The sequence below is a fragment of the Streptomyces sp. DT190 genome, from assembly GCF_049846985.1.
In the GTDB taxonomy this organism is placed as follows: Bacteria; Actinomycetota; Actinomycetes; order Streptomycetales; family Streptomycetaceae; genus Streptomyces.
In genome coordinates this window covers 56,117-80,767 of sequence record NZ_JBNCNM010000031.1, presented here as the reverse complement: position 1 = coordinate 80,767, position 24,651 = coordinate 56,117, and the positions used below count along the sequence as shown (strand labels likewise).

Sequence of the window (24,651 nt, the reverse complement as noted above, 5' to 3'; positions counted from 1 at the left end):
GGCCGGGCTCAGGCCGGGCTCAGGGTGTGCCGGCTGCGGTGCCGGCCGGTTCGGGGGTCATCGGCCCGTCGCCGCCGTACTGGCGGCGCAGGTCGGCGCTGAGGGCGCGGGATCCGGCGATCCGGCCGTAGACCTCGGCCGCCTCGGTGGGGGTGCGCTCCATGGTGGTGCGGTCCACGGCGTAGAGGCCGAAGCGGGCGCCGTAGCCGCCGAGCCACTCGAAGTTGTCCATGAGGCTCCAGTGGTAGTAGCCGCGGACGTCGACGCCTTCGCGGCGGACCTTTTCGATCTGCTCCAGGGCGCGCACGGTGAACTCGGCGCGGCGCTTGCCCGAGTCGGAGGCGATGCCGGACTCGGTGACGGTGAGCGGGAGCTTGCGGTAGCGCTTGCCGTAGTCGCTGAGGACGGAGTAGAGGCCGGCCGGGTCGGACTCGTAGTTCATGTCGGGGACGAAGAAGGTCGCGTGGCGCGGGGGCAGGCAGGGGGCGGTGGTGCACACGTCGGCATTGACGACGGGGAAGGTGGCCGGTGAGGGTGTGTCCGCGGGGGCGGAGACGCCGATCCGCTCGTAGAGCTGGATGCCGAGGAAGTCGACGGCGCCGCGCCAGGTGGGGTGCCGCTCGTCGGGGACGCCGTCGAGGTCGCTGTCGAAGCCGCCCTTCCACAGGGCGTCCATGATGTTCCACTCGAAGTAGTGCCGCATGCGCCCGGCGGCGTCGATGTCCCGCTGCTCGGTGCTGATCCGGCCGTCGCGCACGGGTATGTACTGCTTGGCGCTCATGCTGAGGCCGACGGCGGCGGGGGCGCCGGTGCCGGCGTCGGTGGTGTCGGCGGCCTTGATCGCCCTGTACATGCGGGTGTGGGCGTCGACGAGGTTGCGCAGCGCCCCCATGTAGCGGTCGAAGTCGCCGACCAGGTTGGCCTTGCCGGGCGGGCCGGCGCCGAAGGCGTGGGCGAAGTGCATGTAGACCATGGGCTCGTTGATGGTGACCCATTCGTCGACCCGGTCGCCGAAGCGCTCGGCGAGCAGGTGGGCGAACTCGGCCATCTCCTTGGCCACCTGGGGGCCGCCTTCGGGGTGGTCGAGGCCGCAGAGGTTGGTGTCGGAGGGGCCGGCGGCGCATCCGGCGTCGCGCGGGTCGTCGGCCCACAGCGGGTTGGAGAAGTGGTGGACGGTGATCATCGGGCGGATGCCGCGGTCGATCAGCGCGTCGATGAAGTCGCTGTAGTGCTTCAGTGCCGTTTCGTCGATGCGGTCGCGTGCGGGCTCGACGCGGGCCCACTCGATGCTGAAGCGGTAGGCGTCGAGGTTCATGTCCTCGATGAGGTCGATGTCCTCGACGGCCCGGGTGTAGCCGGCGACGGCGTCGCCGACGAAGGGGCTGCGGCCCATGCCCTGGGGCTGCGGGGCGGTCCACTGGTACCAGTCGGTGGTGGTGTTGCGGTCCTCGATCTGGGTGGCCGCGCTGGCGACGCCGAAGCGGAAGCCGCCCTTGCCCGAGGGGGCGGCGAGGGGGCCGGGGGCGGGGAAGGCGGTGGCCGCGGGCTTGCGGCTGTGCTGTTGCTGTGCGTCCCCGGCCGCGATGGCGAGGGGGGTCAGCAGGGCGAGTGCGGCGACGAGCACGCCCGTGCGGTGCCCGCGTTTGCTGAAGAAGATCGTCACGTTCGCTTCCCTGAGGTACGGCCGGTTCGCTCCGGCCCGGTCGGGTGGATGGCAGCCGCCGTGCGGGCGGCGGTTCACCAGGCGATCGGCAGCCGGTGCGTCCCGTGGATCACCATGTCGTCGCGCAGCGGCACCTCCTCGGGTGGGACGGCCAGCCGCAGGTCGGGCAGCCGGCGCAGCAGCGCGGTGTAGGCGATCCGCATCTCCAGGCGGGCCAGCTGGCTGCCCAGGCACTGGTGGGGCCCGTGGCCGAAGGCCACGTGGCCGGTGGCTGGCCGGCGCAGGTCGAGGCGGTCGGCTTGTGCGCCGAAGCGCTGGGGGTCGCGGTTGGCGGCGGCCAGGGACAAAACGACGCAGTCGCCCTTTTTGACGTGGCGTCCGAGGACCTCGGTGTCGCGGGTGGCGGCGCGCATGCCGCCGGAGCGGAAGAGCGGCAGGTAGCGCAGCAGTTCCTCCACCGCGTTGTCGGCCAGGGAGGGGTCCTGGCGGAGCAGGGCGAGCTGGTCGGGGTGGGTGAGCAGGGCGTAGGCGCCCAGGGCGATCATGTTGGCGGTGGTCTCGTAGCCGGCGACCAGCAGCAGCAGGGAGATCCCGGCGAGTTCCTGGTCGGTCAGCTCCTCGCGGGCGATGAGGCCGCTGATCATGTCGTCGCCGGGGTGGGCGCGTTTGCGGGTGACCAGTTCACCGACGTAGTCGAGGATGGCGAGGTAGGCGGCCCGGGATTCCTCGGCGTCGGAGCCGAGGGAGAAGAAGCGGCGGATGGCGCCGTGGAAGCGGTCCGCGTCCTCGAGCGGGACGCCGAGGAGTTCGCAGATGACCAGCGCGGGGATGGGCTGGGCGAACTGCTCGACGAGGTCGGCCTCGCGGGTGGCGCCGGCCTCCATGGCGTCCAGGCACGCCTGGGCGATCTCCTCGACGCGGGGGGCGAGCCGGGTGATCCGCCGTTTGGTGAACTGCCCGGCCACCAGCCGCCGGTAGCGGCTGTGCTCGGGGGCGTCCATCCCGATGAAGAAGCCGGGCTCCGCGGGCCGGATCGGCTCCTTGCCGAAGGGGTGGTCGTAGGGAGCGTGGTGGTGCAGTTCCTGGCGGGCGCTGAACTCGGGGTCGGCCAGCAGGGAGCGCACCTCGGGGTAGCTGGTGACCAGCCATCCCTGGTGTCCGTCGGGGAAGTCCATCCGCGCGACGGGGCAGGTGCGCTGCAGTGCGGCCAGTTCGGCGGGCGGATCGAAGGCGGAGGGCCGCTCGGTGGGAAGCCTGACCGGGCCGGGGGGGAAGTTTGACACGTCTACTCCATCGGGGCGGAAGCTCGCGGTGCCCACCGGAGGGCGGGCAGGGGGCCGCGCACCGGTGTCCGCACCGAGACTGGCCCACCGGGCTTGATGCGGACTGGAGCCTGCGTCCAGGAGGGAACGCCGGGGCCCGGACGCCGAGCAGCCCGCGCCCCGGTGGTGCGGGGGCGCGGGCTGCTCGCTCGCCGGGCGTGCGGTCAGTCGGTGGCGGCCAGGCGGCTCTCCACGGCGTCGGCGGCCACGACGGCCCCGTCGAGGGAGTGCAGGGTCTTTTGCAGGGTGCGTACGCGCTCGGCGACCGCCTGGTCGGCGGCGACGGCGTCCACGGATGCGCGCAGGCTGTCGGCGGTGACCTCCTCGCGCGGCAGGTGGCGGCCCAGTCCCAGCTCCTCGATGCGCAGGGCGTTGGCGCGCTGCTCGTTCATCTGCGGCACGGCGACCATGGGCACGCCGTGGTAGAGGGACTCCATGGTGCTGTTCATGCCGGCGTGGGTGAGGAAGACGCGGGCGTGGCGCAGCACGTCGAGCTGCGGCACGTGGCGGCGGATGTCGAAGTTGGCCGGAACCTCTCCCAGCTCGGCGGGGTCGATGTGGTCGCCGACGGCCATGACCACGTCCCAGTCGGAGTCGCCGAACGCCCGCAGTGCCAGGGAGAAGAACTCCGACCAGCCGGTGGCGGCGGTGCCCAGGGAGATCAGCAGGACGGGCCGGTCGGCCGACTTCGGCTCCCAGGAGCCCTGGAAGGTGGAGCGGTCCTTGATGCTGGGGCCGGCGAAGACGAAGCGCTCGTCGAAGGTATCGCCCTCGTAGTGGAACTCGCGCGGCAGGAAGATGATGCCGGTCTTGGCCACGTCGGTGACGAAGGCGCCCATGTCGCCGGGGAGTCCGAAGGTGGGCAGCAGGGCGGTGAGCCGCTGGACCATCTCCAGGATCTTGGGGTCGTCCGGGGCGGACCAGGGGAACTTCTGGGCGATGTTGAAGGTCTCGCTGACGCCGTAGGAGGGGAAGAGGCGTACGGCGGGCAGGTCGTGCTCGGCGGCGTAGAAGCGGGCGCCCCAGGCCATGAAGTCGTGGACGACGACGTCCGGGCGGTCCTCGCCGTAGTAGCCGCTGACCTGCTTGTGCAGGGCGATGGCCTCCTCGAGGCAGCGCAGGCCCTCGCCGGCCATCGTCTCCTCGTTGTAGGGGCTGCGGTAGAACTCGCCGAACGGCGACTCGTAGACGATGGGCGTGGCGCCTGCGGCCTTGATGGCCGGGACGAAGAACTCCGTGGCCGTGCAGGTCACCCGGTGGCCCCGCTTCACCAGTTCCTCGACCACCCCGAGGGTCGGGTTGACGTGGCCGACGGCCGGGAAGTTGAAGAAGGCGATGTGAGCCATGTTTCTCCTTGTTCGGTGCTGCTGGGGGGTTGGTGGCGGGGGTGGGTGATGTCGTGTCAGGTGTAGGTGTGGAATCCGCGGCCCGTCTTGCGGCCGCGGTGGCCTGCCTCCACCATCCGGGTGAGGATCTGCGGGGGCGCGTAGGCGGGGTCCCCGCTCTCCTCGTACAGTCCGGCAGCGACGGCCCGGAGGGTGTCGATGCCGACGAGGTCGGCGAGGCGGAGCGGCCCCATGGGGTGGCCGCACCCCAGGGTCATACCCTTGTCGATGTCGGCGGCATCGGCATGACCGGATTCAGCCATGCGGGCCGCCGAGAGCAGGTACGGCACGAGGAGGGCGTTGACCACGAATCCGGCGCGGTCGGTGGAGTGGATGGGTTCCTTGCCCAGTGCCTGGGTGACGAACGCGGCGACGCGTGCCACCGTCGGGCGCGGGGTGTGTGCGGTGGCCGTGATCTCGACCAGGGGCATGGCCGGGACCGGGTTGAAGAAGTGGGTGCCCAGCAGGCGCTGGGGGTGGTCGGTGGCCTCGGCCAGGCGGGTGACCGGCAGGGATGAGGTGTTGGTGGTCACGACGGCGTCCGGGTCGGTGAGCAGGCTGTCGAGCTGACGGAAGAGCTTGACCTTGGTGGCCTCGTCCTCGGTGACCGACTCCACCACCAGCTGGCGGTCGGCGAGTGCGCCCAGTTCGGTGCCGAAGGAGACCCGGGAGAGCACCGCTTGGTGTTCCTGCGCGGACAGCCGTCCCTTGGCCGCGGCGGCGGCCAGGGAGCCCTCCAGCCGGGCCCGGGCGGCCTGGCGTGAGCGCGCTGTGGTGACCACGACGCGGACCTCGCCACCGGCGCGGGCGCACACCTCGGCGATGCCGGTGCCCATCAGTCCGCCGCCGAGCACGCCGATCCGTTCGAACGCCGGGGCGCTCATCGTGTGCCGCCCGCGTACCAGCGCAGCAGGGCGGTGCCCACGGCCATGCCGCCGCCGAAGCCGGAGAGGACGACCAGGTCGCCGTCGGCGAGGGAGCCGGCGCGGTGGGCGTGGTCGAGCGTGACGGGGATGGAGGCGGCACCGGAGTTGCCGTAGCGCTCCAGGGTGGTGTGGAGCGTGGCGTCCTGCAGGCCCGCGGCGGCGGCCAGTTGTCCCAGCAGTGCGCCGTTGGCCTGGTGCGGGACGAGGTGGCGGACCTGTTCCTGGCCGACGCCGGCGGCGCCGAGGGCTTCCTTGATGGACGGCGGGACGTGGGTCATGACGAACTCGATGACTCCGCGGCCGTTCATCCGCAGCGTGTGGCCGCCCTCGTCCACGCTCGTGTGGGAGGCCGGGCGGCGGCTGCCGCCGGCGTCGATGACCAGCAGCGGCGCGTCGGCGCCGTGGCCCAGCAGGTCGTGGCCGAGGATGCCGTACGGCTCGGGGACCGGGCCGAGGACCACCGCGCCGGCGGCGTCGCCGAGCAGGACGGCGGTGCTGCGGTCCTGGGGGTCGGTGAACCGCGACCAGGTGTCGGCGCCGATGACCAGGGCGTGGGCGCCGGGGCGCAGGGCCAGCAGGGCCTGGGCGACGGTGAGGGCGTGGACGAAGGCGCTGCAGCCGATGTTCAGGTCGAAGCAGGCGGCGCGGTGGGCGCCCAGCGCTTGCTGGGCGAGGGTGGCCACGGGCGGGACCGCGCTGTCGGGGGTGGTGGTGGCGACGATGAGGTAGTCGATGCGGTCGGCGCCGATGCCGGCCTGCTCCAGGGCGGCGCGGGCGGCGTGGACGGCCATGTCGGAGGTGGCCTCGTCGGGTGCCGCGTAGCGGCGGGTGAGCATGTGGGTCTTGCGCTCGATCCACTCCTCGGTGACGTCGAAGCGCGCGGCCAGTTCGGCGTTGGTGACCTCGGCGGTGGGCACGTAGGAGCCGGTGGCGAGGATTCCTGTGGCGGGCCGGGGCGGTGGGGTGGAGGCGGACATCTCTCACGCTCCCTTGAGCGGGTTGATGCGGTCCTCGCCGAGCCGGGCGCGCTTGGCGGGGTCGGTGACGCCGAGGCCGGGGGTGGGGGCCAGGCACAGGACGCCGATCTTGCCCATGTGCGCGTTCTTCTGGACCAGGCGGGCGGCCTCGCCGATCTCCTTCAGCGGGAAGGAACGCGAGAGGGTGGGCATGATCCGGCCGATGTCGATGAGGCGGTTGCTCTCCCACTGCTCCTGCATGTTGGCGCCGTGGCAGCCGATGATCCGCTTCAGCTTCATCCACAGGTAGCGGTTGTCGTACTGGTGGAGGTAGCCGGTGCTGGAGCCGCAGGTGACCAGGGAGCCGCCGCGGCGCAGCACGAACATGGAGATGCCGAAGGTGGCCCGGCCGATGCAGTCGAAGACGATGTGGGGGTCCTCGCCCGTTTCGCGGCGGATGATGCGGCCGAGCCGCTTGCCGGCCTCGATCACCTGTCGGGGGTCGGTGCCGTCGCCGTCGCCGATGCCCAGCTCGGAGCGGTTGATGACCACGTCGCAGCCCAGGTCGCGCAGGCGCTGGGCCTTGGCGTCGGAGCTGACGACGCCGACGGCGATGCCGCCGCCCTGCTTGACCAGTTGCACGGCGTAGGCGCCGACGCCGCCGCCCGCGCCCCACACGAGCACCACGTCGCCCTGTTTCATCCGGCCGCCGTTGTCGCTGACGAGCATGCGGTAGGCGGTGCCGGCGCAGGCGGTGGCGCTGGCGGCTTCCTCCCAGGTGAGGTGGCCGGGCTTGGGCACGAGCTGGCTGGCGCGCACGACGGTGTAGTCGGCGAGGCCGCCGAAGTTGGTCTCGTAGCCCCAGGCGCGCTGGCCCTCGCTGAGCATGCTGTCGTCCTGGGCGGCGGCCTCCTGGTCGTCGACCTGGACGGGGCTGACGGTGACGTGGTCGCCGATCTTCCACCGCCGCACCCCGTCGCCGACTCGGACGACGACGCCCGCGGCGTCGGAGCCCAGCACGTGGTACGGCTGGTCGTGCCGGGCCTGCCAGCGGCCCTGTTTCCCGTATGCCTTGAGGAAGTCGAAGGTGGGCAGCGGTTCGAAGATCCCCGACCAGACCGTGTTGTAGTTGACCGAGCTGGCCATCACCGCCAGCAGCACCTCGTCGGGCGCCAGTTCGGGCATGGGCACGTCCCCGACGTGCAGGGACTTGCGTACGTCCTTGTCCTCCACCGCGTCGAACATCGCGATGTCCTCGGCGCGGGTGTGGGCCGCCCGGAAGCGGTCGGGCACCGGCAGGGCGGCCAGTTCCTCGGGCGGTGCGCCGCGGAGCGCCGCCTGGGCGAGTGCGTCCATGTCGATCTTTCCTTCCTCAGCGGACGAGCGGGGGCCCCTGGCGGTGCCGGGGGGGTGACGTCGGGTCAGACCGGGGACTCCATGCCCAGGGCCAGGCGCAGCTTGGCCATCTGGCCGGCGTGGAAGGAGTCGTGCATCTGGGTGAGGGCCAGGGCCTGGCCGAGGGTGCGGAAGCGCTCGGCGTACTCGCCCATGTTCTCGTCGGGGAACAGGGGGGTCTTGCGGCTGAAGTCCTCGGGCGTCATGTGCAGGACGAAGTCGCGGATGCGCTGGTGGGCCGCCTTGTAGATGGTGAGCATCTCCTGCAGGGGCGGGACGATGGTGAAGTTGGTGTCGGCGCCGTCGGCGAAGTTGTCGGAGAACTCCTCGGTGACGGCCTTCTCACAGCCCTGGTGGATGGTGGAGAAGTAGTCCTTGGCGCAGGCGAGGTGGCCCAGGAACCAGGCCAGGGGCATGTGGCCCTCGGGTGCTGCGAAGGCGTTGTCGTCGTCGAAGCCGTCGGCGAGCATCACCACCAGCTCGTATCCGGCGTCGAGGGCCTCGACGAGGTGGGAGTTGAGGGCGGGGGTCTGGGGCGGGGCGGTGGTCATGGCGGTCGGTCTCTTTTCGCAGTCGCTCGGTGGGTGGGCCGGGACACGCCCCTCCGGGGGGGGCGGGCCGGTGGGCGGGGGCGCGGGTCAGCCGTGGGAGGCGTAGGGGCTCTGGCCCGATGCGCGTACGGCGTCCAGGCGGGCGCGGGATTCGGCGAAGGTGGGGAAGGCGGCCCGGTCGGTGCCGATCCAGTTGGTCCCCTCCCAGTCGAACATCAGGCCGCGGGTCTGCCGGGCGGCGTCCAGGTGGACCGGCGAGTGGAGGAAGCCCTTGAGGGCGTTCTCGTCGCGCCAGAGCACCAGGTTGCGGGAGGCGTTGAAGTTGTTCGGCGAGACGGCGACGGAGGCGGCGAGCAGGCCCTCGCGGGTCCACAGCTCCTCCAGGATGGCGCCGTTGAGTTTGCCGCCGAGTTCCTCCAGGCCGGGCTTGGGCCAGCCGACGGAGGTGGCGATGAGGTACTGCTCGGGCAGCGGCTCGCGCAGGGCACCGGTCGCCGGGTCGACGGCGGGTCCGGTCCAGGGCAGGACGACCTGGAGGTCGGACTCGTCGCCGGTGGCCAGCTCGTGCAGGGTGGTGGGAATGTCACGCATGGGGTGTCCTTCGTGCTCCGGGTGCGCCGCGGTCAGGGCCGCTTGCGGACGATGAAGCGCTTGTAGTCGGTCGCCTGGAGGTGCTGGACGCTCATCTCGGGCTCCTTGACCGTCTGCAGCGTCGGCAGGACGGGCAGTACCGCGCGCAGGATGGCGTTCAGCTCCAGGCGCGCCAGGTGGCGTCCCAGGCAGATGTGCGGGCCGTGCCCGCCGAACGACTGGTGCGGGTTGTGCTCGCGGGTGATGTCGAAGCGGTAGGGGTCCTCAAAGACGGTGTCGTCGTGGTTGGCGGAGGGGTACCACAGGGCCACCGTCTGGCCCTTGCGGATGAGCTGCCCGCCGATCTCGGTGTCCTTCAGGCAGGTCCGTACGAAGTGGGGGGCGACGGCGCTCCAGCGCAGGATCTCCTCGACCGCCTGCTCGGTCAGGGCGGGGTTGTCGACGAGGGCCTGGAGCTGGTCGGGGTGGGCGAGCAGGGCGCGGATGCCGTCGGTGATGGAGTTGCGGGTGGTGCCGACGCCGGCGATCAGCAGGTTGAAGGTGGCGTAGAGGATCTCGTGGAGCTGCATCGCCTCGCCGTCGATGCGGGCCTGCACCAGGCGGCTGACGAGGTCGGTGCCGGAGGGGTCGGCCATGCGGTTCTGGACGAGTTGGACGATGTAGCCGTTGAGGGCTCCCATGTTGCGCCGGAACGCCTCCTCGGCGCTCTCGCCGTCCTTTTGGTAGTCGGGGTCGGCGGCACCGATGGTGCCCTCGGTCCACTCGAAGATGTCGTCCCAGTCCTCGGCGGGCGCCCCGACCAGCTCGCAGATGGCGGCGACGGGCAGGCGGGCGGCGAGGTGGCGGGCCACGTCGGCCTCGCCGTGGCTGTCCAGACGGCCGGTCAGCTCCCGTACGTAGCCGGCGGCCAGTTCGTCGAACCGCTCGCGCAGGGCGGCCATGGCCTTGGGGGTGAAGGAGGGGGCCATGATCTGGCGCAGGTGGCGGTGGCGGGGGGCGTCCATGTCGCTGAGCGCCTGCGAGTCGTCGGGGCTGTGTCCGAACATCTGGGCGCGCAGTTCCCGCTCGCCCTCCAGCATCTCGATGGCGTCGGGCGGGTCGACGGTCATGCGCTGGGAGCTGGCGAAGACGGCGGTGTCGCGGGAGACGGCGGCGATGTCCTCGTGCCGGGTCAGGACCCAGAACGGTTCGAAGCCCGCTCGCTGGTACCAGAAGACGGGGGCCTGGCGGCGCAGCAGGTCCCACTCGGCGTAGGGGTAGCCGTGCTCGGCCCACTTGCGCTCGTCGGTGATGTCCAGGGTGTTCAGCGTCAGCATGGTCAGCGGCTTTCTCGGGGCGTGTGCTCGGTCAGGAAGCGGGTGAGGATCTCGCCGGTGCGGGCCCGGTTCTGCGGCGCGTCGTGGCCGGGGTCGAGGAGCTGGGCCCGGCCGGCCTCGGCGGCGAGGGTCTTGGCCAGGCCCTCGGGGTGCCGCTCGTCGGCGCCGGGCAGGATCAGCATCGGCGTGTCGCAGGTGCGCACCCAGGCTTCGGGGACCGAGAAGTAGGGGGTGTCGTCGGGCCACACGCCGTCGCGGTGGCGGACCAGCGCGGCGATGTAGCGCTCGCGGCGCAGCGACAGCAGCTGCTCGCGCGAGGCGGGGTCGTCGTGGAGCTGCTGGGCGAAGGGCCCGGCGCCGGGTTCGGCGCCGAACCGTCCGTCGCGGGCGGCGGCCTCAAGGACGCCTTGCAGTCCTTCGGCCCGCGCCAGGCGCATGGCCTCGTCGTAGGGGGCGTGGAACGAGCCGAGCGTGTTGGTGGAGTCCCGGCCCACCGGGGCGTGCAGGACGAGCGAGGTGATCCTGCCGGGTGCCTCGTGGGCCAGCCGCAGGGCGAGCGCTGTTGCGTCGCCGGAGGCCACCACGTGGACGCTGGGCACGCCGAGGTCGTCGAGGACGGCGAGCTGGTCGGCGGCGGCCTCGGCGTAGGAGAACGGTGCCAGGGGGGCGGTGCTGCCTCCGGTGTGGCGGCGGTCGGTGGTGATCAGGCGGTGGGTGCCGCAGGCGCGGACCGCCTCGAAGCAGTCGGGTTCGCCGGTGGCGCCGTCGGCGCCGGTGGGGGGCAGCAGCAGCACGGGAAAGCCGCGGCCGTGGGTCTCGTGGTGGATCAGTGCGCCGTCGGCGCGTGCGGTGGTGGGCACTTCGGTCCTCCGTGTGGGTGGGGCTGGTCGGGGTGGAGCTGTCACGCGTCGGGCGGGGTGATCCGGGCCAGGGCGCGGGTGATCTCGGCGGCGAGGGCGGCGGGGTTGTCGAGCGGCGCGGAGTGTGTGCCGTCGATGCTTCGCATCGCGAAGTCGCCGGTGGTCAGCGCGGACCACACCTGCATCGAGCCGCGCGGCAGGACCGGGTCGGCGCCGGCTTCGACCGGGAAGAGCGCGATGTCCAGTGCGGGCCGTGTGAAGCCGCGCAGCACGGCCCGGTGGTTTTCCGCCAGTTGGACGTCGCAGCGCAGCCGCAGGAGGTAGTCGGCCAGCAGTTCCTCGTCGTTGAGCACCTCCGGCGGGAGCACCCCGGCGAGGGCCGGTGCGGCCTCGGCCGGGTCGGGGGCCTCGTCGCGGTCGGTGATCAGTTCGGCGAGCCGGCTCAGTGCCTGGGTCGGTTGGGCCATGGGCGGCAGCCCGCAGACCGGGAGCAGCGCGAAGGGTGCCACGCCGGGCCGGTTGGCGAGCCGGTGTGCCACTTCCCAGCACAGCCAGGACCCCTGGCTGTGGCCGTACAGGACGAGGGGCGCATCGAGCCGTCCGGGTTCGGCGAGGGCGGCGACGACCTGGTCGGCAACGGCCATCATGTCGGTGGCGTGGGGTTCGGCCGCGCGGGTTTCGCGGCCCGGCATCTGCACGCCGAGCAGTTCGATGTCGGCGGGCAGATGGGCGGCCAGCGGCAGGTGGCCGCCGGTGGTTCCGCCCATGCCGGAGACGGCGAGGACGCGGGCGCGGGGTTCGGCCGCGGCCGGCCGCAGCACCCGCAGCCAGCCGGTGGCTCCGGTGGTGTCCACGGCTGGGGTGGCGTCTCGGGCGGGGCCGGTGGTGGGCGGGTCGCCGAGGTCGAGCAGCTCCAGCAGGTCGGCCGCGACGGCGTCGCAGGTCGGCCGGCGCAGCAGGAGTTCGGAGGTGACGGGCAGTCCGGTGCGCCGGGTCAGCTCGCCCCGCACGGTCACCGCCATCAGCGAGTTGAAGCCCAGGTGGGCCAGGGGCGTGGCGGTGTCGAGGTCGGCGGCGGCCATCCCCAGGACGGTGGCGGTCTCCTGCCGGACCAGGTCGGCCAGGGTGTGCAGCCGCTCCTGGCCGGACAGGGCGGTGAGGCGGGCGGTCAGCGCGGCCAGGGCGGAGGTGTCCTGCGGTGCGCCGGGCCCGGCCGCGGCGGCCCGTGCCTCCTCGATGGTGTCCAGGAGGGGGCGGCGGCGGGCCGCGCCGTAGGCGGGGGCGAAGAGGGACCAGTCGGTGCGGGTGACGCCGACGGCGGTCCCTGCGGCGTCAAGGACCCTTCCCAGGGCGCGCAGGGCGCGGTGCGGTGCCAGGGGCAGCAGTCCGCGGGAGCGGGCGGTGCGGTCGGCTTCCTCGTTCAGCATGCCTCCCCCGGCCCAGCCGCCCCAGTGCAGGACGGTGGCGGCCAGGCCGTCCGCGCGGCGGTGCCGGGCGAGGGCGTCCAGGGCGGCGTTGGCGGCGCTGTAGGCGGCCTGCCCTGCCCCGCCCCACAGGGCGGCGATGCTGCCGTACAGCACGAAGCCGTCGAGCGGGCGGGCGCCGAGGGCCTGGTGCAGGTGGGTGGCGCCCAGGACCTTGGCCGCGGTGGTGCGGGCGGCTTCCTCGGCGGTGAGCTCCGTGTACGGTGCCATGCCGGTCGCGCCGGCGAGGTGGGCGACGAAGCGCAGCGGCCGGCCGGGGCGTTCCGCCTGGGCCAGGAGCGTGTCGACCTGGGCGCGGTCGGTGACGTCGCAGGCGGTGACGGTCAGCTGCACGCCCCGGGCGGCGAGTTCGGTGCGCAGTTCTTCGGCCTCCTGGCTCGTTTCGCCGCGCCGGGAGGCGAGCACGATGTGCTCGGCGCCGCGTTCGGCGAGGAATCCGGCCAGGTGGCGGCCGAGGAAGCCCTGGCCACCGGTGATGACGGCGGTGCCGTGGGTGGTCCAGCGCGTGGTGGGCTCGGGGGTGGCGGCGCGGCGCAGGCGGCGCACGTGGCGGCCGTCGGCGCGCACCGCCACTTGGTCCTCGCCGTCGCGGGCGCACAGGACGGCGGCGAGCTGGTCGGCCCAGTGGGCCGGCAGGGCGTGGTCGGGCCCGGCGGGCAGGTCGATGACGCCGCCGAAGCGGACGGGGTCTTCCAGGGCGAGCGCCCGGCCCAGTCCGGCGACGAGCGCGCCTTCGGGGTGCGGTAGCGGCCCGTCGCCGGTGGTGTCGACGGCGCCGCGGGTCAGCGCCCACACCGGGGTCTCGAGTCCGGCGTCGGCGGCGGCCTGGACCAGGGTGAGGGTGGCGAGCAGTCCGTGGGTGGTGCCGCCGGCGGCGGGGGTGGTGTCGAGGGAGGCGAGGGTGAGGATGCCCTGGGGGGCGGGCTGCAGGGCCGTGAGGGCGGCGCCGAGCCGGGCGCGGTCGCTGCCGGCGTCGAGGCGGTGGACCTGGGCGCCCGCGGCGGTCAGGGCCTGCTGCACCTGGTCGGCGAGTTCACCGGCGGGGCCGGCGGGCACGGCCAGCGCCCAGGGGCCGGTCAGGCGGGCGGGCAGGGGCAGCGGCCTGGGCTCCCAGGTCTCTTCGTAGAGCAGGGAGGCGGTCAGGGCGTCCGTCTGCCTGCGGTCCTGCCAGGACGCCAGCAGCGGCAGCAGCGTGTCGAGGGTGCCGTGGAGTTCCTCGGGGGCCTTGAGCAGGTCGGCCAGCCGGTCGGGGCGGCCTTCCTCGACGGCCTGCCAGAAGGCGGAGGTGTCGGTGCCATCCGGGGAGCCGGCCGCTTGGGCGGGTTCGATCCAGTGGCGGCGGCGTTGGAAGGCGTAGGGCGGCAGGTCCGCGACGCGGGGGGTGGGCCGGGCGGGGTGGGTGGTGGTGAAGGCGCGCGCCCAGTCGACGCGGTGTCCGTGGGCGTGCAGGGTGCCCAGGGTGCGCAGCAGTTCGGTGGCGCTGCCCCGCTGCCGCTGGAGCGTGCCGACGGCGAGCGTGCGCGGGTCGCCCTCGGTGAGCGCCATGGTGAGCACGGGGTGCGGGCCGACCTCGACGAAGACGTCGTGTCCGGCGTCGAGCAGGGCCTGCTGGGCGAGGTCGAGGCGGACCGGTTCGCGCAGGTTGCGGCACCAGTAGCCGCCGTCGAGGCGGTCGCCGGGCAGGAGGCCGCCGGTGACCGTCGAGTAGAAGGGGATGCGGGCGGTGCCGGGCCGGATCTGCTGCAGCAGGGTGTGCAGGACGGGCAGCAGCGGGTCCATGTGGTGGCTGTGGGCGGCGAACTGGGCTCCGACCGTGCCGCAGACGACGTCCTCGTCGTCGAGGGCGTCCAGGAGTGCGGTGAGCGCCTCGGGGTCTCCGGCGACGACGGTGGAGCGGGGGGTGTTGACCACGGCGACGGACAGGGCGCCGCCGTAGGGGGCGAGCCGGTCGCGGACCTCGTCCACGGGCAGTTCGACGAAGGCCATGGCTCCGGTGCCTTCGATCCGGGCCAGTTCGCGGCCGCGCAGGGCGGCGATGCGGGCGCCGTCCGCCAGGGACAGGGCGCCGCAGACGACGGCGGCGGCGATCTCGCCCTGGCTGTGGCCGACGACGGCGTCGGGTTCGAGGCCGTGCTCGCGCCAGGCGGCGGCGAGCGCCACGTACATGGTGAACAGGGCGGGCAGCGACACGTCGAGCCGGTCGAGTTCCACCGGGGTGCCGTCGCGGTGCAGGGCGTGCCCTGCCAAGAGTTCCCGCACGGACCAGCCGGTGTGCGGGCGCAGGGCGGTGTCGCAGGCGTCGACCGTCTCGGCGAAGGCGGGGCTGGAGGCCAGCAGGTCACGGCCCATGGCGGGCCAGTGGGTGCCCTGGCCGGGGAAGACGAAGACGGTACGGCCCCGTCGTCGTGCCGTGGCGCGGACCAGGGCCGGGTGGGAGCGGTCCTCGGCCAGGGCGGTGAGCGCGGCCGCGGCCTGCTCGTGGTCGGCGGCCGTGACGGTGGCCCGCTGGGTGAAGTGGGTGCGGCGCTGCGCGGCCGTGTGGGCGATGTCGCGCAGCGGCACGTGGGGGTGGTCCTGGAGCCATCGGGCCCAGCGGCGGGCCTGGTCGCGCAGGGCGTGGCCATCGCGTGCCGAGACGACCAGGGGCAGGGCGGTGGCGGTGCCCGGTTCGGCCCGGGCGGCCTCGGCCTCGGCCTGGGTTGCGGGGGTGTGGGGTTCGCCGGGGGTGGTGGGGGCCTGCTCGATGACGACGTGGGCGTTGGTTCCGCCGATGCCGAAGGAGGAGACGCCGGCGCGGCGCGGGCCGGTGTCCTGCGGCCAGGTCCTGAGCTGGGTGTTGATCTCGAAGAGGGCCGGGTCCAGGCCGAGTTCGGGGTTGGGGCTTTCGTAGTTGAGGCTGGGCACCAGCTCGCCGTGGTGGACGGCGAGGACCGTCTTGATCAGTCCGGCGAGGCCGGCGGTGGCGTCGGCGTGCCCGATGTTGGTCTTGACCGAGCCGAGCGCGCAGGGGCGTGGCCGCTCCTGGGAGCCGAAGACCTGCTGCAGTGCCTGGACTTCGATGGGGTCGCCCAGGGCGGTGGCGGTACCGTGCGCCTCGACGAATCCGATGTCGGCGGGGCCGATGCCGGCGGCCGCCTGGGCCTCGGCGATGACGGCGGCCTGGCCGGGGACGCTGGGGGCGGTGAACCCGGCCTTGGTGGCGCCGTCGTTGTTGACGGCGCTGCCGCGCAGCACGGCGTAGACGCGGTCTCCGTCGGCGAGTGCGTCGGAGAGCCGTTTGAGCAGCACGGTGGCGACACCGCTGCCGAGGACCGTGCCGGCGCCCTTTTCGTCGAAGGCGCGGCAGTGGCCGTCCGGGGAGAGGACCAGCCCTTCTTGGTGGACGAAGCCCTTCACCAGCGGGAAGGTCAGGGAGGAGGCGCCGACCAGGGCCGCGTCGGATTCGCCGCGCAGCAGGCTCTGGCGGGCCAGGTGGGCGGCGACCAGGCCGGTGGAGCAGGCGGTCTGGACGGTGAGGGCGGGGCCGCGCAGGTCGAGTTTGTGGGAGATGCGGGTGGCGAGGTAGTCGTCCTTGGTGCCGATCATGTTGCGGTAGAAGGCCGACATGTCCTCGCTCGGCTGCTGCGGGTAGCCGCCGTAGCCGGAGCCGGCGAAGACGGCCACCTTGCCGTCGATGTCGCCGGGGACGATGCCCGCGTCCTCGAACGCCTCCCAGGCGCATTCCAGCAGCAGCCGGTGCTGGGGGTCCATCGCGTCGGCCTCGCCCGGTGCGTAGCCGAAGAAGCCGGCGTCGAAGAGGTCGACGTTCTCGGTGACGCCGCGGGCCCGTACGTAGCGGGGGTCGAGGAGGTCCTCCTCGGGCACTCCGGCGGCGCGCAGTTCCTCGTCGGTGAAGTGGGTGACGGATTCGACGCCCTGTTGCAGGTTGCGGTGGTAGGCGTGCAGTCCCGCGGCGCCGGGCAGGCGGCAGGCCATGCCGACGACGGCGACCGCGTCGTCGTCCGCCGGGCCGTGCGGGGCTTGGGCCCGGGGTGTGGTGGTGGGGGCGGTGCCGTGGTGGAGGAAGGCGGCGAGCTGGCGCACGGTGGGGTAGCGGATCATCGCGGAGAGCGGGAACTGCCGGCCCAGGGCGGTGCTGAGCAGGTCGTGCACGGTCAGGGCGGTCATCGAGCTGGCGCCGAGTTCGAAGATGCCCCGGTCGGGGTCGATCTCGGCCAGTCCGAGTACGGAGGCCCAGGACTGCGCGATCAGTTCCTCCAGCCGGGCCTGGTCGGGCCGGCCGTCGGCGTCGGCGGGTGCCGCGGCGGTGGGGGCGGGTGTGTGGCCGGGGGCGGGCAGGTGCAGCAGCGCGGCCCGGTCGACTTTCTTGTTGGGGGTGTGGGGCAGTTCGCCGACCTGCTGGCGGTGGGCGGGGAGCATGTAGGAGGGGAGGCGGTCGGCGAGGTGTGCGGCCAGGGCGGTGTCCTGGTCGGCGGCGCCGGGTGCGGGCACCCAGTACAGGCACAGCCGCGGGTCGCCGGGTACGTCCTCGCGGACCACGACGGCGCAGTCGGCCACCGCCGGGGCCTGGGCGGCGACGTGTTCGATCTCGCCGGGTTCGATCCGGTGCCCGCGCAGTTTCACCTGTGCGTCGGCGCGCCCGCGGAAGGCGAGGCTGCCGTCGTCGCGGAAGCGTACGAGGTCCCCGGTGCGGTACATCCTGGCGCCGGGTGCGGTGGCGAAGGGGTCGGTGAGGAACCGTTCGGCGGTCAGTTCGTCGCGGCCGAGGTAGCCCAGGGCCACCCCTGCTCCGCCGATCCACAGTTCGCCCTGGCTGCCTCGTGGCAGCATGCGGCGCTGCTCGTCGAGGACGTACAGGGCGTTGCCGTGCAGCGGGCTGCCCAGGGAGACCTCGCCCGGGGTGACCCGCCAGGCCGCGGACCAGACGGTGGTCTCGGTCGGCCCGTACATGTTGGTGAGTGCCCCGCCGCAGTGGTGCAGCAGCTTGTGCGCGAGGGTCGCATCCAGTGCCTCGCCGCCGACGAGCAGGTGCTCCAGGCCGGCCAGGACGGCGCGGCCGTCGTCGTCGGCGAGCAGCATGCGGGCCAGTGAGGGGGTGCACTGCAGGTGGGTGGGGGCGTAGGGCAGCCAGGAGGCCCAGGTGGCGGGGTTGCCGTCGGCGAGCAGGACGCGGTAGCCGCGGGTCAGCGTCCACAGCAGTTCCACCGTGGAGATGTCGAAGGAGAGGCTGGTGACGGCCATCCAGGTGTCGCCGGTGCCGCCGCCGATCTGTTCGTCCATGGCGGCCAGGAAGTTGGTGAACTGGGCGTGCTGCAGCATCACGCCCTTGGGGCGGCCGGTGGAGCCGGAGGTGTAGATGACGTAGGCGAGGTCCGCCGCTGCCGGTGCCCGCCCCTGGGGCTCGGTGGTGGGGGTTGCGGTGCCGGGGGCGTCGGCCAGGACGACGGTGACGCCGTCGCGTTCGACGGCGGCGGCTGCGGCGCGGGTGGTCAGGGCCACGCGCAGGTTGCTGTCGTCGATGATGTGGTCGAGTCGGGCGGCCGGGTACTGCGGGTCCAGGGGGACGTAGGCGGCGCCGGACATCCAGACGGCGAGTACGGCGGCGACCAGGTCGGCGCTGCGGGGCAGATGGACGCCGACCAGGTCGCCCGGGCCCACTCCGGCCGCGTGCAGCCGCCCGGTGAGGGTGGTGGCGCGGGTCAGCAGTGCGGCGTAGCTGAGCTCTTCCTGCGTGGTGACCAGGGCCACCGCGTCGGGGGTGGCGGCTGCTTGGCGGAGGATCAGCTGAAGTGCGGTGTGCTCGGTGGCGGCGCCGGTGGTGCCGCTCCCCCGCCGGTGGAGCCAGTCCCTCTCCTGGGCGTCGAGGACGTCCAGTTCGCCGACGGGCCGGCCGGGGGCGTCCAGTGCCGCCTGCAGCAGGGTGCGGAAGCCGGCCGCCATGCGGGCGGCGCCGGCGGGGGTGAGGACGGCTGCCTGGTACTCGAGTTCGGCGTCGATCCCGCCGTCGGTGCCGGGGGCGAGGGTGAGGCCGAGTTCGGTCTTGGCGATGCCCTGGGGGTTGCCTGCCACGCTGCTGAAGGGGGTGAGGGTCCAGGCGTCGTCGCCCTGGCCCAGGGGCGGCAGGGAGTCGGCGCGGTAGTTGAACAGGGCGCGGAAGAGCGGGTTGTGCCCGTCGGTGCGCTCGCCCCCGGCGACGCGCAGCACCTCGGTGAGGGGGACGTCCTGGTGGCGCATGAGGTCCAGGGTCCGCCGGGAGGTGTCGGCGAGCAGCTGGGCGAAGGTGGGCGTGGAGCGCAGGTCGAAGCGCAGTGGCAGGGTGTTGACGAGGAAGCCGACCGTGGTGGCGAGTTCGGCCTGCAGCCGGTTGGCCCAGATGGTGCCGACGCCGAAGTCCTCCTGGCCGCTGTGGCGGGCCAGGAGCAGGGCGAAGACGCCGGCGTAGACGGTGTAGGGGGTGACCTCGGCGTGGTCGGCCAGTTCCTCGACGCGGGCGTGCAGGGCGGGCGGGAGGGTGAAGCGCAGTGTGCCGTCGCCGTGGTCGTGGCCGCTTTCGGTGCGGGGCAGTTCCAGCCGGCCCATGCCCTCGAGTTCGTCGCGGAAGTGGTCCAGGGCCGGGTTGAAGGCGCCTTCGGCCAGGCGGCGGGCCTCCCAGGCGGCGTAGTCGCCGAGGTGGTGGGTGACCGGTTCGTGGTGGGGTGCCGAGCCGGCGGCGAACTGCTGGTAGGCGTGGTGCAGTTCGTCCAGCAGGACGGCCAGGGACCAGCCGTCGCTGACGGCGTGGTGGGTGGTGATGCTGAGGATCTGCTCGCCGCCGTCCACGTCGAGCAGGAGGCAGCGCAGCAGGGTGGGGGCGCTCAGGTCGAAGGGTGCGCGCTCTTCGCGGGCGAGCCGCCTGGCTGTCTCCTGCTCGGTGCGTGCGGTGAAGTCCTCGCGCTGCAGCGGGGCGTCGCCGACCTCGTGGACGATCTGGAGGAGTTCTCCGTCGCGCATCTCAAGGGCGGTGCGCAGCGCCTCGTGGCGTTCCATCAGCCAGCGCAGGGCCTGGGCGAGGGCGGCCTCGTCGGCGGGGCGGGGCAGGCGCAGGGACACGGGGGCGTTGTACTGGGCGGAGCCGGGGTTCATCCGCTCCAGGAACCACAGGCGGCGTTGTCCCTCGGTCGCGGGGTGGACGTCGCGCCGGGTGGCGCGCTGCAGGTGCGGCCCGCGGGGCACCTCGAGGGTGCCGGTCACTTCCTTCAGGAGGTGGGCGGCGACGTCGCCGGGCGTGGGGTGGCCGAAGACCAGGCCGACGGGCAGTTCCCTGCCGAGGAGGCTGCTCAGGCGGTTGCGCAGGCGCAGGGCGAGGATGGAGTCGAAGCCCACATCGCGGAAGCGGGTGTCGGCCGTCACGGGTTCGGGGGCGGCCAGCACGGCGGCGGTCTCCTGCTGGACGACTTCGCTCAGCGCGCGGGCGCGCTGCTGTTCGGGCAGCGCCGCCAGGCGGGCGGTCAGGCCGGTGGCCGGGTCGGCCTGGGCGTCCTCGGGGGCGGTGGTGGGGGCGGGGCGTGCGGTGGGGGTGGTGAGGGGGCCGTCGAACCAGTGGCGGCGGCCCTGGAAGGCGTAGCCGGGCAGTTCGGGGAGGGTGGCGCGGTCCTGTTCGCCCAGGACGTGGGACCACTGCACCGGGTGGCCCTGGACGTGCAGTGCGGCCAGGGAGCCCAGGACGGTGGCCAGGCCGCCGCGCTCGCGGCGGAGGGTGGCGGTGGAGGTGCCGCCGGAGGCGGAGGTGACCTGGGCCAGCGGGATGCCCAGGACGGGGTGGGCACTGACCTCGACGAAGACGCCGAAGCCGTCGGCGATGAGCTGGTCCAGGGCGCGGTCCATGCGGACCGGCTCGCGCAGGTTGCGGCACCAGTAGCCGCCGTCGAGGCGGTCGCCGGGCAGGAGGCCGCCGGTGACGCTGGAGTAGAAGGGCAGGTGGGAGCTGCGGGGGGTGAGGTCGGCCAGGCCGGTGGCCAGGCCGGGCAGGATCGGGTCGACGTGGGCGCAGTGCCCGGCCGCGTCCGCCTTGAGTCTGCGGACGAAGACGTCGCGGCCTTCCATGGTGGCCAGGAGGGCGTCGACGGCCTCGGGGTCGCCGGAGACGACGGTGGAGTGGGCGGTGTTGACGACGCCGATGCTCAGGGCGTCGCCGTAGGGGGCGATCAAGTCCTCGACCTCGGTGACGGGCAGGTCGAGCAGGGCCATGGCGCCCTGTCCGCTGCACTCGCGCAGCAGGGCCTGGCTGCGCAGGGCGACGATGCGGGCCGCGTCTTTCAGGCTCAGCGCTCCGGCGACGACGGCGGCGGGGACCTCGCCCTGGCTGCTGCCGACCACGGCCTGGGGTTGCAGGCCGAGGGAGCGCCAGAGGGCGGACAGGCCGATGGCCATGGTGAACAGGGCGGGCTGGAGCACGTCGAGGCGGGTGAAGGGGGTGGTGGTGTCGTCCTCTTCGGCCCGCAGCAGGTCGGCGACCGACCAGCCGGTCCAGGGGTGCAGGGCGGCGTCGCACTCGGCGACGGCCTGGCGGAACACCTCGGAGTCGGCCATCAGGGTGCTGCCCATGTGGCGCCATTGGCTGCCGTGGCCGGGGAAGACGAAGACGACCTTGCCGCGCGGGGCGGCGGTGCCGGTGGTGACGCGTTCGTCCTCCTGGTCGGCGGCCAGGGCGCGCAGCGCCTGGGCGGCCTCCTCGGCGCCGCCGGCCAGGACCGCGGCGCGCGCCGGGTGGTGGGTGCGGTGCACGGCGGCGGCGCGGGCGAGCGGGGTGAGGGGCTGGCCGGGGTGGTCGGTGAGCCACCGGGCCCAGCGGGAGGCCTGGGCCCGCAGCGCCTTGTGGTCGCGTCCGGAGAGCAGGATGGGCAGCTGGTCGGCGGTGGGGGCCGGTGCCCCGTGGGGGGTGTGGCCCGCGGTGGTGGGGGCCTCTTCGAGGATCAGGTGGGCGTTGGTGCCGCTGATGCCGAAGGAGGAGATCCCCGCCCGGCGCGGGCGGTCGGTGCGCGGCCAGGTCACCGGCGAGGTGAGCAGGGCCAGGTGGTGGCGCTCCCAGTCGATGTGCGGGCTGGGCTCCTGGGCGTGCAGGGTGCGCGGCAGTGTCTGGTGCTGCAGGGCGAGGACCATCTTGATGACCCCGGCGACACCGGCGGCGGCCTGGGTGTGGCCGATGTTGGACTTGGCAGAGCCCAGAAGCAGCGGCCGTTCGCGGTTGCGTCCGGGGCCGAAGACCTCGCAGAGGGCTCCGGCCTCGATGAGGTCGCCGAGCGGGGTGCCGGTGCCGTGGGCCTCGACGGCGTCGATGTCCTGCGGGTTCAGCCCGGCGGCGGCCAGGGCCGTTTCGATGACCTGGCGCTGGGCGGGGCCGTTGGGGGCGGTCAGTCCCTGGCTGCGGCCGTCCTGGTTGACGGCGGAGGCGCGGATCACGGCGAGGATCCGGTCCCCGTCGCGCTGGGCGTCGGAGAGCCGCTTCAGCAGCACCATGCCGCAGCCCTCGGACCAGCCGCCGCCGTCGGCGGCGGCGGAGAAGCTCTTGCAGCGCCCGTCGGGAGCGACGGCGCCCAGCCTGCTGGACTCGACGAAGAGGGCGGGGGAATTCATGACGGTGACGCCGCCGGCCAGGGCCAGCTCGCACTCCCCGGCGCGCAGGGCGGCGGCGGCCATGTGCAGGGCGGTCAGTGAGGAGGAGCAGGCGGTGTCGATGGTGACGGCCGGGCCGCGCAGGCCCAGCAGGTAGGACAGGCGCCCGGAGATGACGCTGCCGGAGATGCCGGTGCCCTGGTAGCCGTCGAGGGCCTGCAGGTCGGCCAGGACGGTGTCGTAGTCGGAGCGCATGGCGCCGACGTAGACGCCGGTGCGGGTGCCGTTGAGGCTGGCGGGCAGGATGCCCGCGCGTTCCAGGGCCTCCCAGGCGGTCTCCAGAACGAGGCGCTGCTGGGGGTCCATCGACAGCGCTTCGCGGGGGGTGATGCCGAAGAAGTCGGCGTCGAAGTGGTCCACGGCGTTGAGGAAGCCGCCTTCGCGGGCGTAGCTCTTGCCCGGGGTGTCGCTGTCGGGGTCGTAGAGGTCCAGGGCGTCCCAGCGCTCGGGGAAGGGGCCGATGGCGTCCTCGCCGCCCGCCAGGAGCCGCCAGTACTCCTCCGGTGTGGTGATGCCGCCGGGCAGGCGGCAGGTCATGGAGACGATGGCGACCGGCTCGCTGTGCCGGTTCTCCAGCTCCTCGTTGCGCTGCTGCAGCCGCATCACCGCGGCCATCGCCCGCTGCAGACGTTCCTGAGTGGCCTGGGTACTCATCTCCGCCATCCGTGTCGCCTCTCCGGCATTGGTGGGCACTGGTGTGTCCCGGTGGGAACCGGGCTTCGTGGCCGCGGCCGCAAGGCGCCCGGCCGGCCCCGTTCTCCCAGGGCCAGACTGGGCGCTCGCACTAGAGCGGCGCCGGATCGCCGGTGGGCTCGGCTCCCTGGCGCGGCAGGACGCGGGCCACCACGGCGACCAGCGCGAAGACGGCGGCGGTGCACAGCACCGCGGTGCCCAGGGCGTCGCCGTAGCGGGCTGCGGTGTGTCCGTCCCCGGCCGTAGCGGTGCTCGTGCCGCCCAGGCCGCCGAAGAAGACCGCGCCGATGACCCCGATGCCCAGGGCGGAACCGAACTGGGTGGAGGCGTAGATGACGCCGGCTCCGGCGCCCGCCTCGCGTGGTGTGAGGGAGCCGAGCAGGACCGCGGTGAGGACCGGTGAGGTCAGTCCGGTGCCCGCTCCGAGCAGGAAGGCCACGGCGGCGAGCGAGGTGAAGTCGCTCCGCCCGGCGGCGGCCAGCCCCGCCATGCACAGGGCGCCGGCCAGCATCGTCAGCGTTCCGCAGGTGACGAAGAGCCGGGGGCGGGCGGGGCCGTGCTTCCAGGCGATCTGGAAGACCAGGGCGATCCCGAGCGGGACGGCGGCCACGGCGAGCGCGGTCCGGGTGGAGGACCAGGCCAGGCCGAACTGGAGGTAGTAGGTGAGCAGGAAGGTGAAGGAGGTCGCCCCGGCGAAGGTGAGCAGGGCCGCGGCCAGTCCGGCGGTGAAGGCCCGCTGCCGGAACAGCGCCGGGGGGATGAGGACGTCGGTGCCCCTGGCCGCGCGGTGCCGCTGGTGGGCGGCCAGGGCGAGCCACAGGGCCAGCGAGAGGGCGATCAGAGCGAAGGACCAGGCTGTCCAGCCGTGTTCGGAGCCGCGGACCAGCGGGAACATCAGCGCCAGGGAGGCCAGTGCCACCAGCACCGCTCCGGGCGTGTCGAGGGTGGGGCGCTGCTCGGCGCGGCTCTCGGGCAGCACCCGCAGCGCGCAGGCCAGCAGGATCGCGCCGATGGGGACGTTGATCCAGAAGATGGCGCGCCAGCCGGTCCCGAACAGGTCGAGGTCGGTGAGGAAACCGCCCACCACCGGGCCGCCGATGCTGCCGGCGCTGATGGCCAGTCCGGTGACGGCGGAGGCGATCGCCCACTCCTCGGGGCGGAACTGCTGTTTGACCACGGCCATGGACTGGGGAAGCATCAGCGCCACCATGGCGCCCTGGGCGATTCGGCCGGCCACCAGCAGTTCGGGGCTGCTCGCCGCGGCGACCACGGCGGAGCTGCAGGTGAAGCCGGCGATGCCGATGAGGAAGACGCGGCGGGTGCCGTAGATGTCGCCCAGCCGCCCGCCGGTGATCAGCAGCACCGCGGTGGCCAGCGCGTAGCCGGCCACCGCCCACTGCGCCATGGAGAAGCCGCCGCCCAGTTCGCGCTGGATGCTGGGCAGGGCCACGGCGATGATGTTGGCGTCGAGGCCGTCGAAGAAGGAGGCGGCGCCCAGCACGGCCAGCACCGCCCACCGCCGGCGTGAGGGGCCCGCCGGTGCTGCCTTGCCCGGGCGGGTGGTGTGTCGTTGCCTGTCTGGACCCTCGACCATGGCCATGGCGGCGGCTCCTTCGTGAACGTCGGCGGCGGTTGTGACGGGTGGTGTGCCCGGCGACACCCCCTCGGGGGGTCCCGCGGGGGGGTGTTTCGGCGTCCGGTCGTGGTCCGTTCCCCGTCGCACACGGTGATTCAAAAAGGCGCCGCTCGAGCGGCGGTGGAGAGGCGATCGACACCGCCGGGGCGCGCCGACTCGTGCCCGGGTCGAGCGCCCCTGCAGCGCGGGTGGAGTGCCTTGACAGGCTGTGGCGCGAATCCC

12 protein-coding genes are annotated in these 24,651 nt (G+C 73.4%); all 12 read right to left on the bottom strand.

Features of this window, described 5'->3' with window-relative positions; all coding sequences use genetic code 11:
* Window positions 1-19 precede the first annotated feature (19 nt).
* The gene (locus tag ACPXCS_RS36105) at window positions 20-1,663 is read right to left on the bottom strand and encodes a glycoside hydrolase family 1 protein (protein WP_425952081.1); all 1,644 of its coding nucleotides are present in this window, start codon (window positions 1,661-1,663) and stop codon (window positions 20-22) included.
* 74 nt (window positions 1,664-1,737) lie between these two features.
* Window positions 1,738-2,946 carry a cytochrome P450 gene (locus ACPXCS_RS36100; RefSeq protein WP_425952082.1) on the bottom strand — a complete coding sequence of 403 codons (1,209 nt, stop codon included), beginning with the start codon at window positions 2,944-2,946 and terminating at the stop codon, window positions 1,738-1,740.
* 203 nt (window positions 2,947-3,149) lie between these two features.
* The gene (locus tag ACPXCS_RS36095; RefSeq protein ID WP_425952083.1) at window positions 3,150-4,331 is read right to left on the bottom strand and encodes a macrolide family glycosyltransferase; all 1,182 of its coding nucleotides are present in this window, start codon (window positions 4,329-4,331) and stop codon (window positions 3,150-3,152) included.
* Between the two features lie 56 nt (window positions 4,332-4,387).
* Complete coding sequence (locus ACPXCS_RS36090) at window positions 4,388-5,254, bottom strand: 3-hydroxybutyryl-CoA dehydrogenase (protein WP_425952084.1); 867 nt, start codon at window positions 5,252-5,254, stop codon at window positions 4,388-4,390.
* Complete coding sequence (locus ACPXCS_RS36085) at window positions 5,251-6,273, bottom strand: 3-oxoacyl-ACP synthase III family protein (protein WP_425952085.1); 1,023 nt, start codon at window positions 6,271-6,273, stop codon at window positions 5,251-5,253. Before ACPXCS_RS36085 ends, ACPXCS_RS36090 begins: the two co-directional genes overlap by 4 nt.
* 3 nt (window positions 6,274-6,276) lie before the next feature.
* Window positions 6,277-7,608, bottom strand: a complete 1,332-nt coding sequence (gene ccrA, locus ACPXCS_RS36080; protein WP_425952086.1) for a crotonyl-CoA carboxylase/reductase — start codon at window positions 7,606-7,608, stop codon at window positions 6,277-6,279.
* A gap of 65 nt (window positions 7,609-7,673) precedes the next feature.
* Entirely contained in the window at window positions 7,674-8,198 is a 525-nt protein-coding gene (locus ACPXCS_RS36075) for a DinB family protein (RefSeq protein ID WP_425952087.1), read from the bottom strand.
* An 87-nt stretch (window positions 8,199-8,285) separates the two neighbouring features.
* Entirely contained in the window at window positions 8,286-8,789 is a 504-nt protein-coding gene (locus ACPXCS_RS36070; RefSeq protein ID WP_425952088.1) for a DUF3291 domain-containing protein, read from the bottom strand.
* Window positions 8,790-8,821: 32 nt separating this feature from the next.
* On the bottom strand, window positions 8,822-10,105 hold the full coding sequence (locus tag ACPXCS_RS36065) for a cytochrome P450 (RefSeq protein ID WP_425952089.1): 1,284 nt from the start codon (window positions 10,103-10,105) through the stop codon (window positions 8,822-8,824).
* A 2-nt stretch (window positions 10,106-10,107) separates the two neighbouring features.
* Window positions 10,108-10,965: an alpha/beta fold hydrolase gene (locus ACPXCS_RS36060; protein ID WP_425952090.1), complete on the bottom strand. Its 858-nt coding sequence runs from the start codon at window positions 10,963-10,965 to the stop codon at window positions 10,108-10,110.
* A gap of 41 nt (window positions 10,966-11,006) precedes the next feature.
* The gene (locus ACPXCS_RS36055) at window positions 11,007-22,754 is read right to left on the bottom strand and encodes an amino acid adenylation domain-containing protein (RefSeq protein ID WP_425952091.1); all 11,748 of its coding nucleotides are present in this window, start codon (window positions 22,752-22,754) and stop codon (window positions 11,007-11,009) included.
* A 130-nt stretch (window positions 22,755-22,884) separates the two neighbouring features.
* Window positions 22,885-24,393 carry an MFS transporter gene (locus tag ACPXCS_RS36050; protein WP_425952092.1) on the bottom strand — a complete coding sequence of 503 codons (1,509 nt, stop codon included), beginning with the start codon at window positions 24,391-24,393 and terminating at the stop codon, window positions 22,885-22,887.
* Between the last annotated feature and the right edge of the window lie 258 nt (window positions 24,394-24,651).

Coding starts and splice junctions, on each gene's coding strand:
- ACPXCS_RS36095 (WP_425952083.1), bottom strand. CDS start 4,331: ATGGCTCACATCGCCTTCTTCAACTTCCCGGCCGTCGGCCACGTCAAC.
- ACPXCS_RS36090 (WP_425952084.1), bottom strand. CDS start 5,254: ATGAGCGCCCCGGCGTTCGAACGGATCGGCGTGCTCGGCGGCGGACTG.
- ACPXCS_RS36085 (WP_425952085.1), bottom strand. CDS start 6,273: ATGTCCGCCTCCACCCCACCGCCCCGGCCCGCCACAGGAATCCTCGCC.
- ccrA (WP_425952086.1), bottom strand. CDS start 7,608: ATGGACGCACTCGCCCAGGCGGCGCTCCGCGGCGCACCGCCCGAGGAA.
- ACPXCS_RS36075 (WP_425952087.1), bottom strand. CDS start 8,198: ATGACCACCGCCCCGCCCCAGACCCCCGCCCTCAACTCCCACCTCGTC.
- ACPXCS_RS36070 (WP_425952088.1), bottom strand. CDS start 8,789: ATGCGTGACATTCCCACCACCCTGCACGAGCTGGCCACCGGCGACGAG.
- ACPXCS_RS36065 (WP_425952089.1), bottom strand. CDS start 10,105: ATGCTGACGCTGAACACCCTGGACATCACCGACGAGCGCAAGTGGGCC.
- ACPXCS_RS36055 (WP_425952091.1), bottom strand. CDS start 22,754: ATGAGTACCCAGGCCACTCAGGAACGTCTGCAGCGGGCGATGGCCGCG.
- ACPXCS_RS36050 (WP_425952092.1), bottom strand. CDS start 24,393: ATGGCCATGGTCGAGGGTCCAGACAGGCAACGACACACCACCCGCCCG.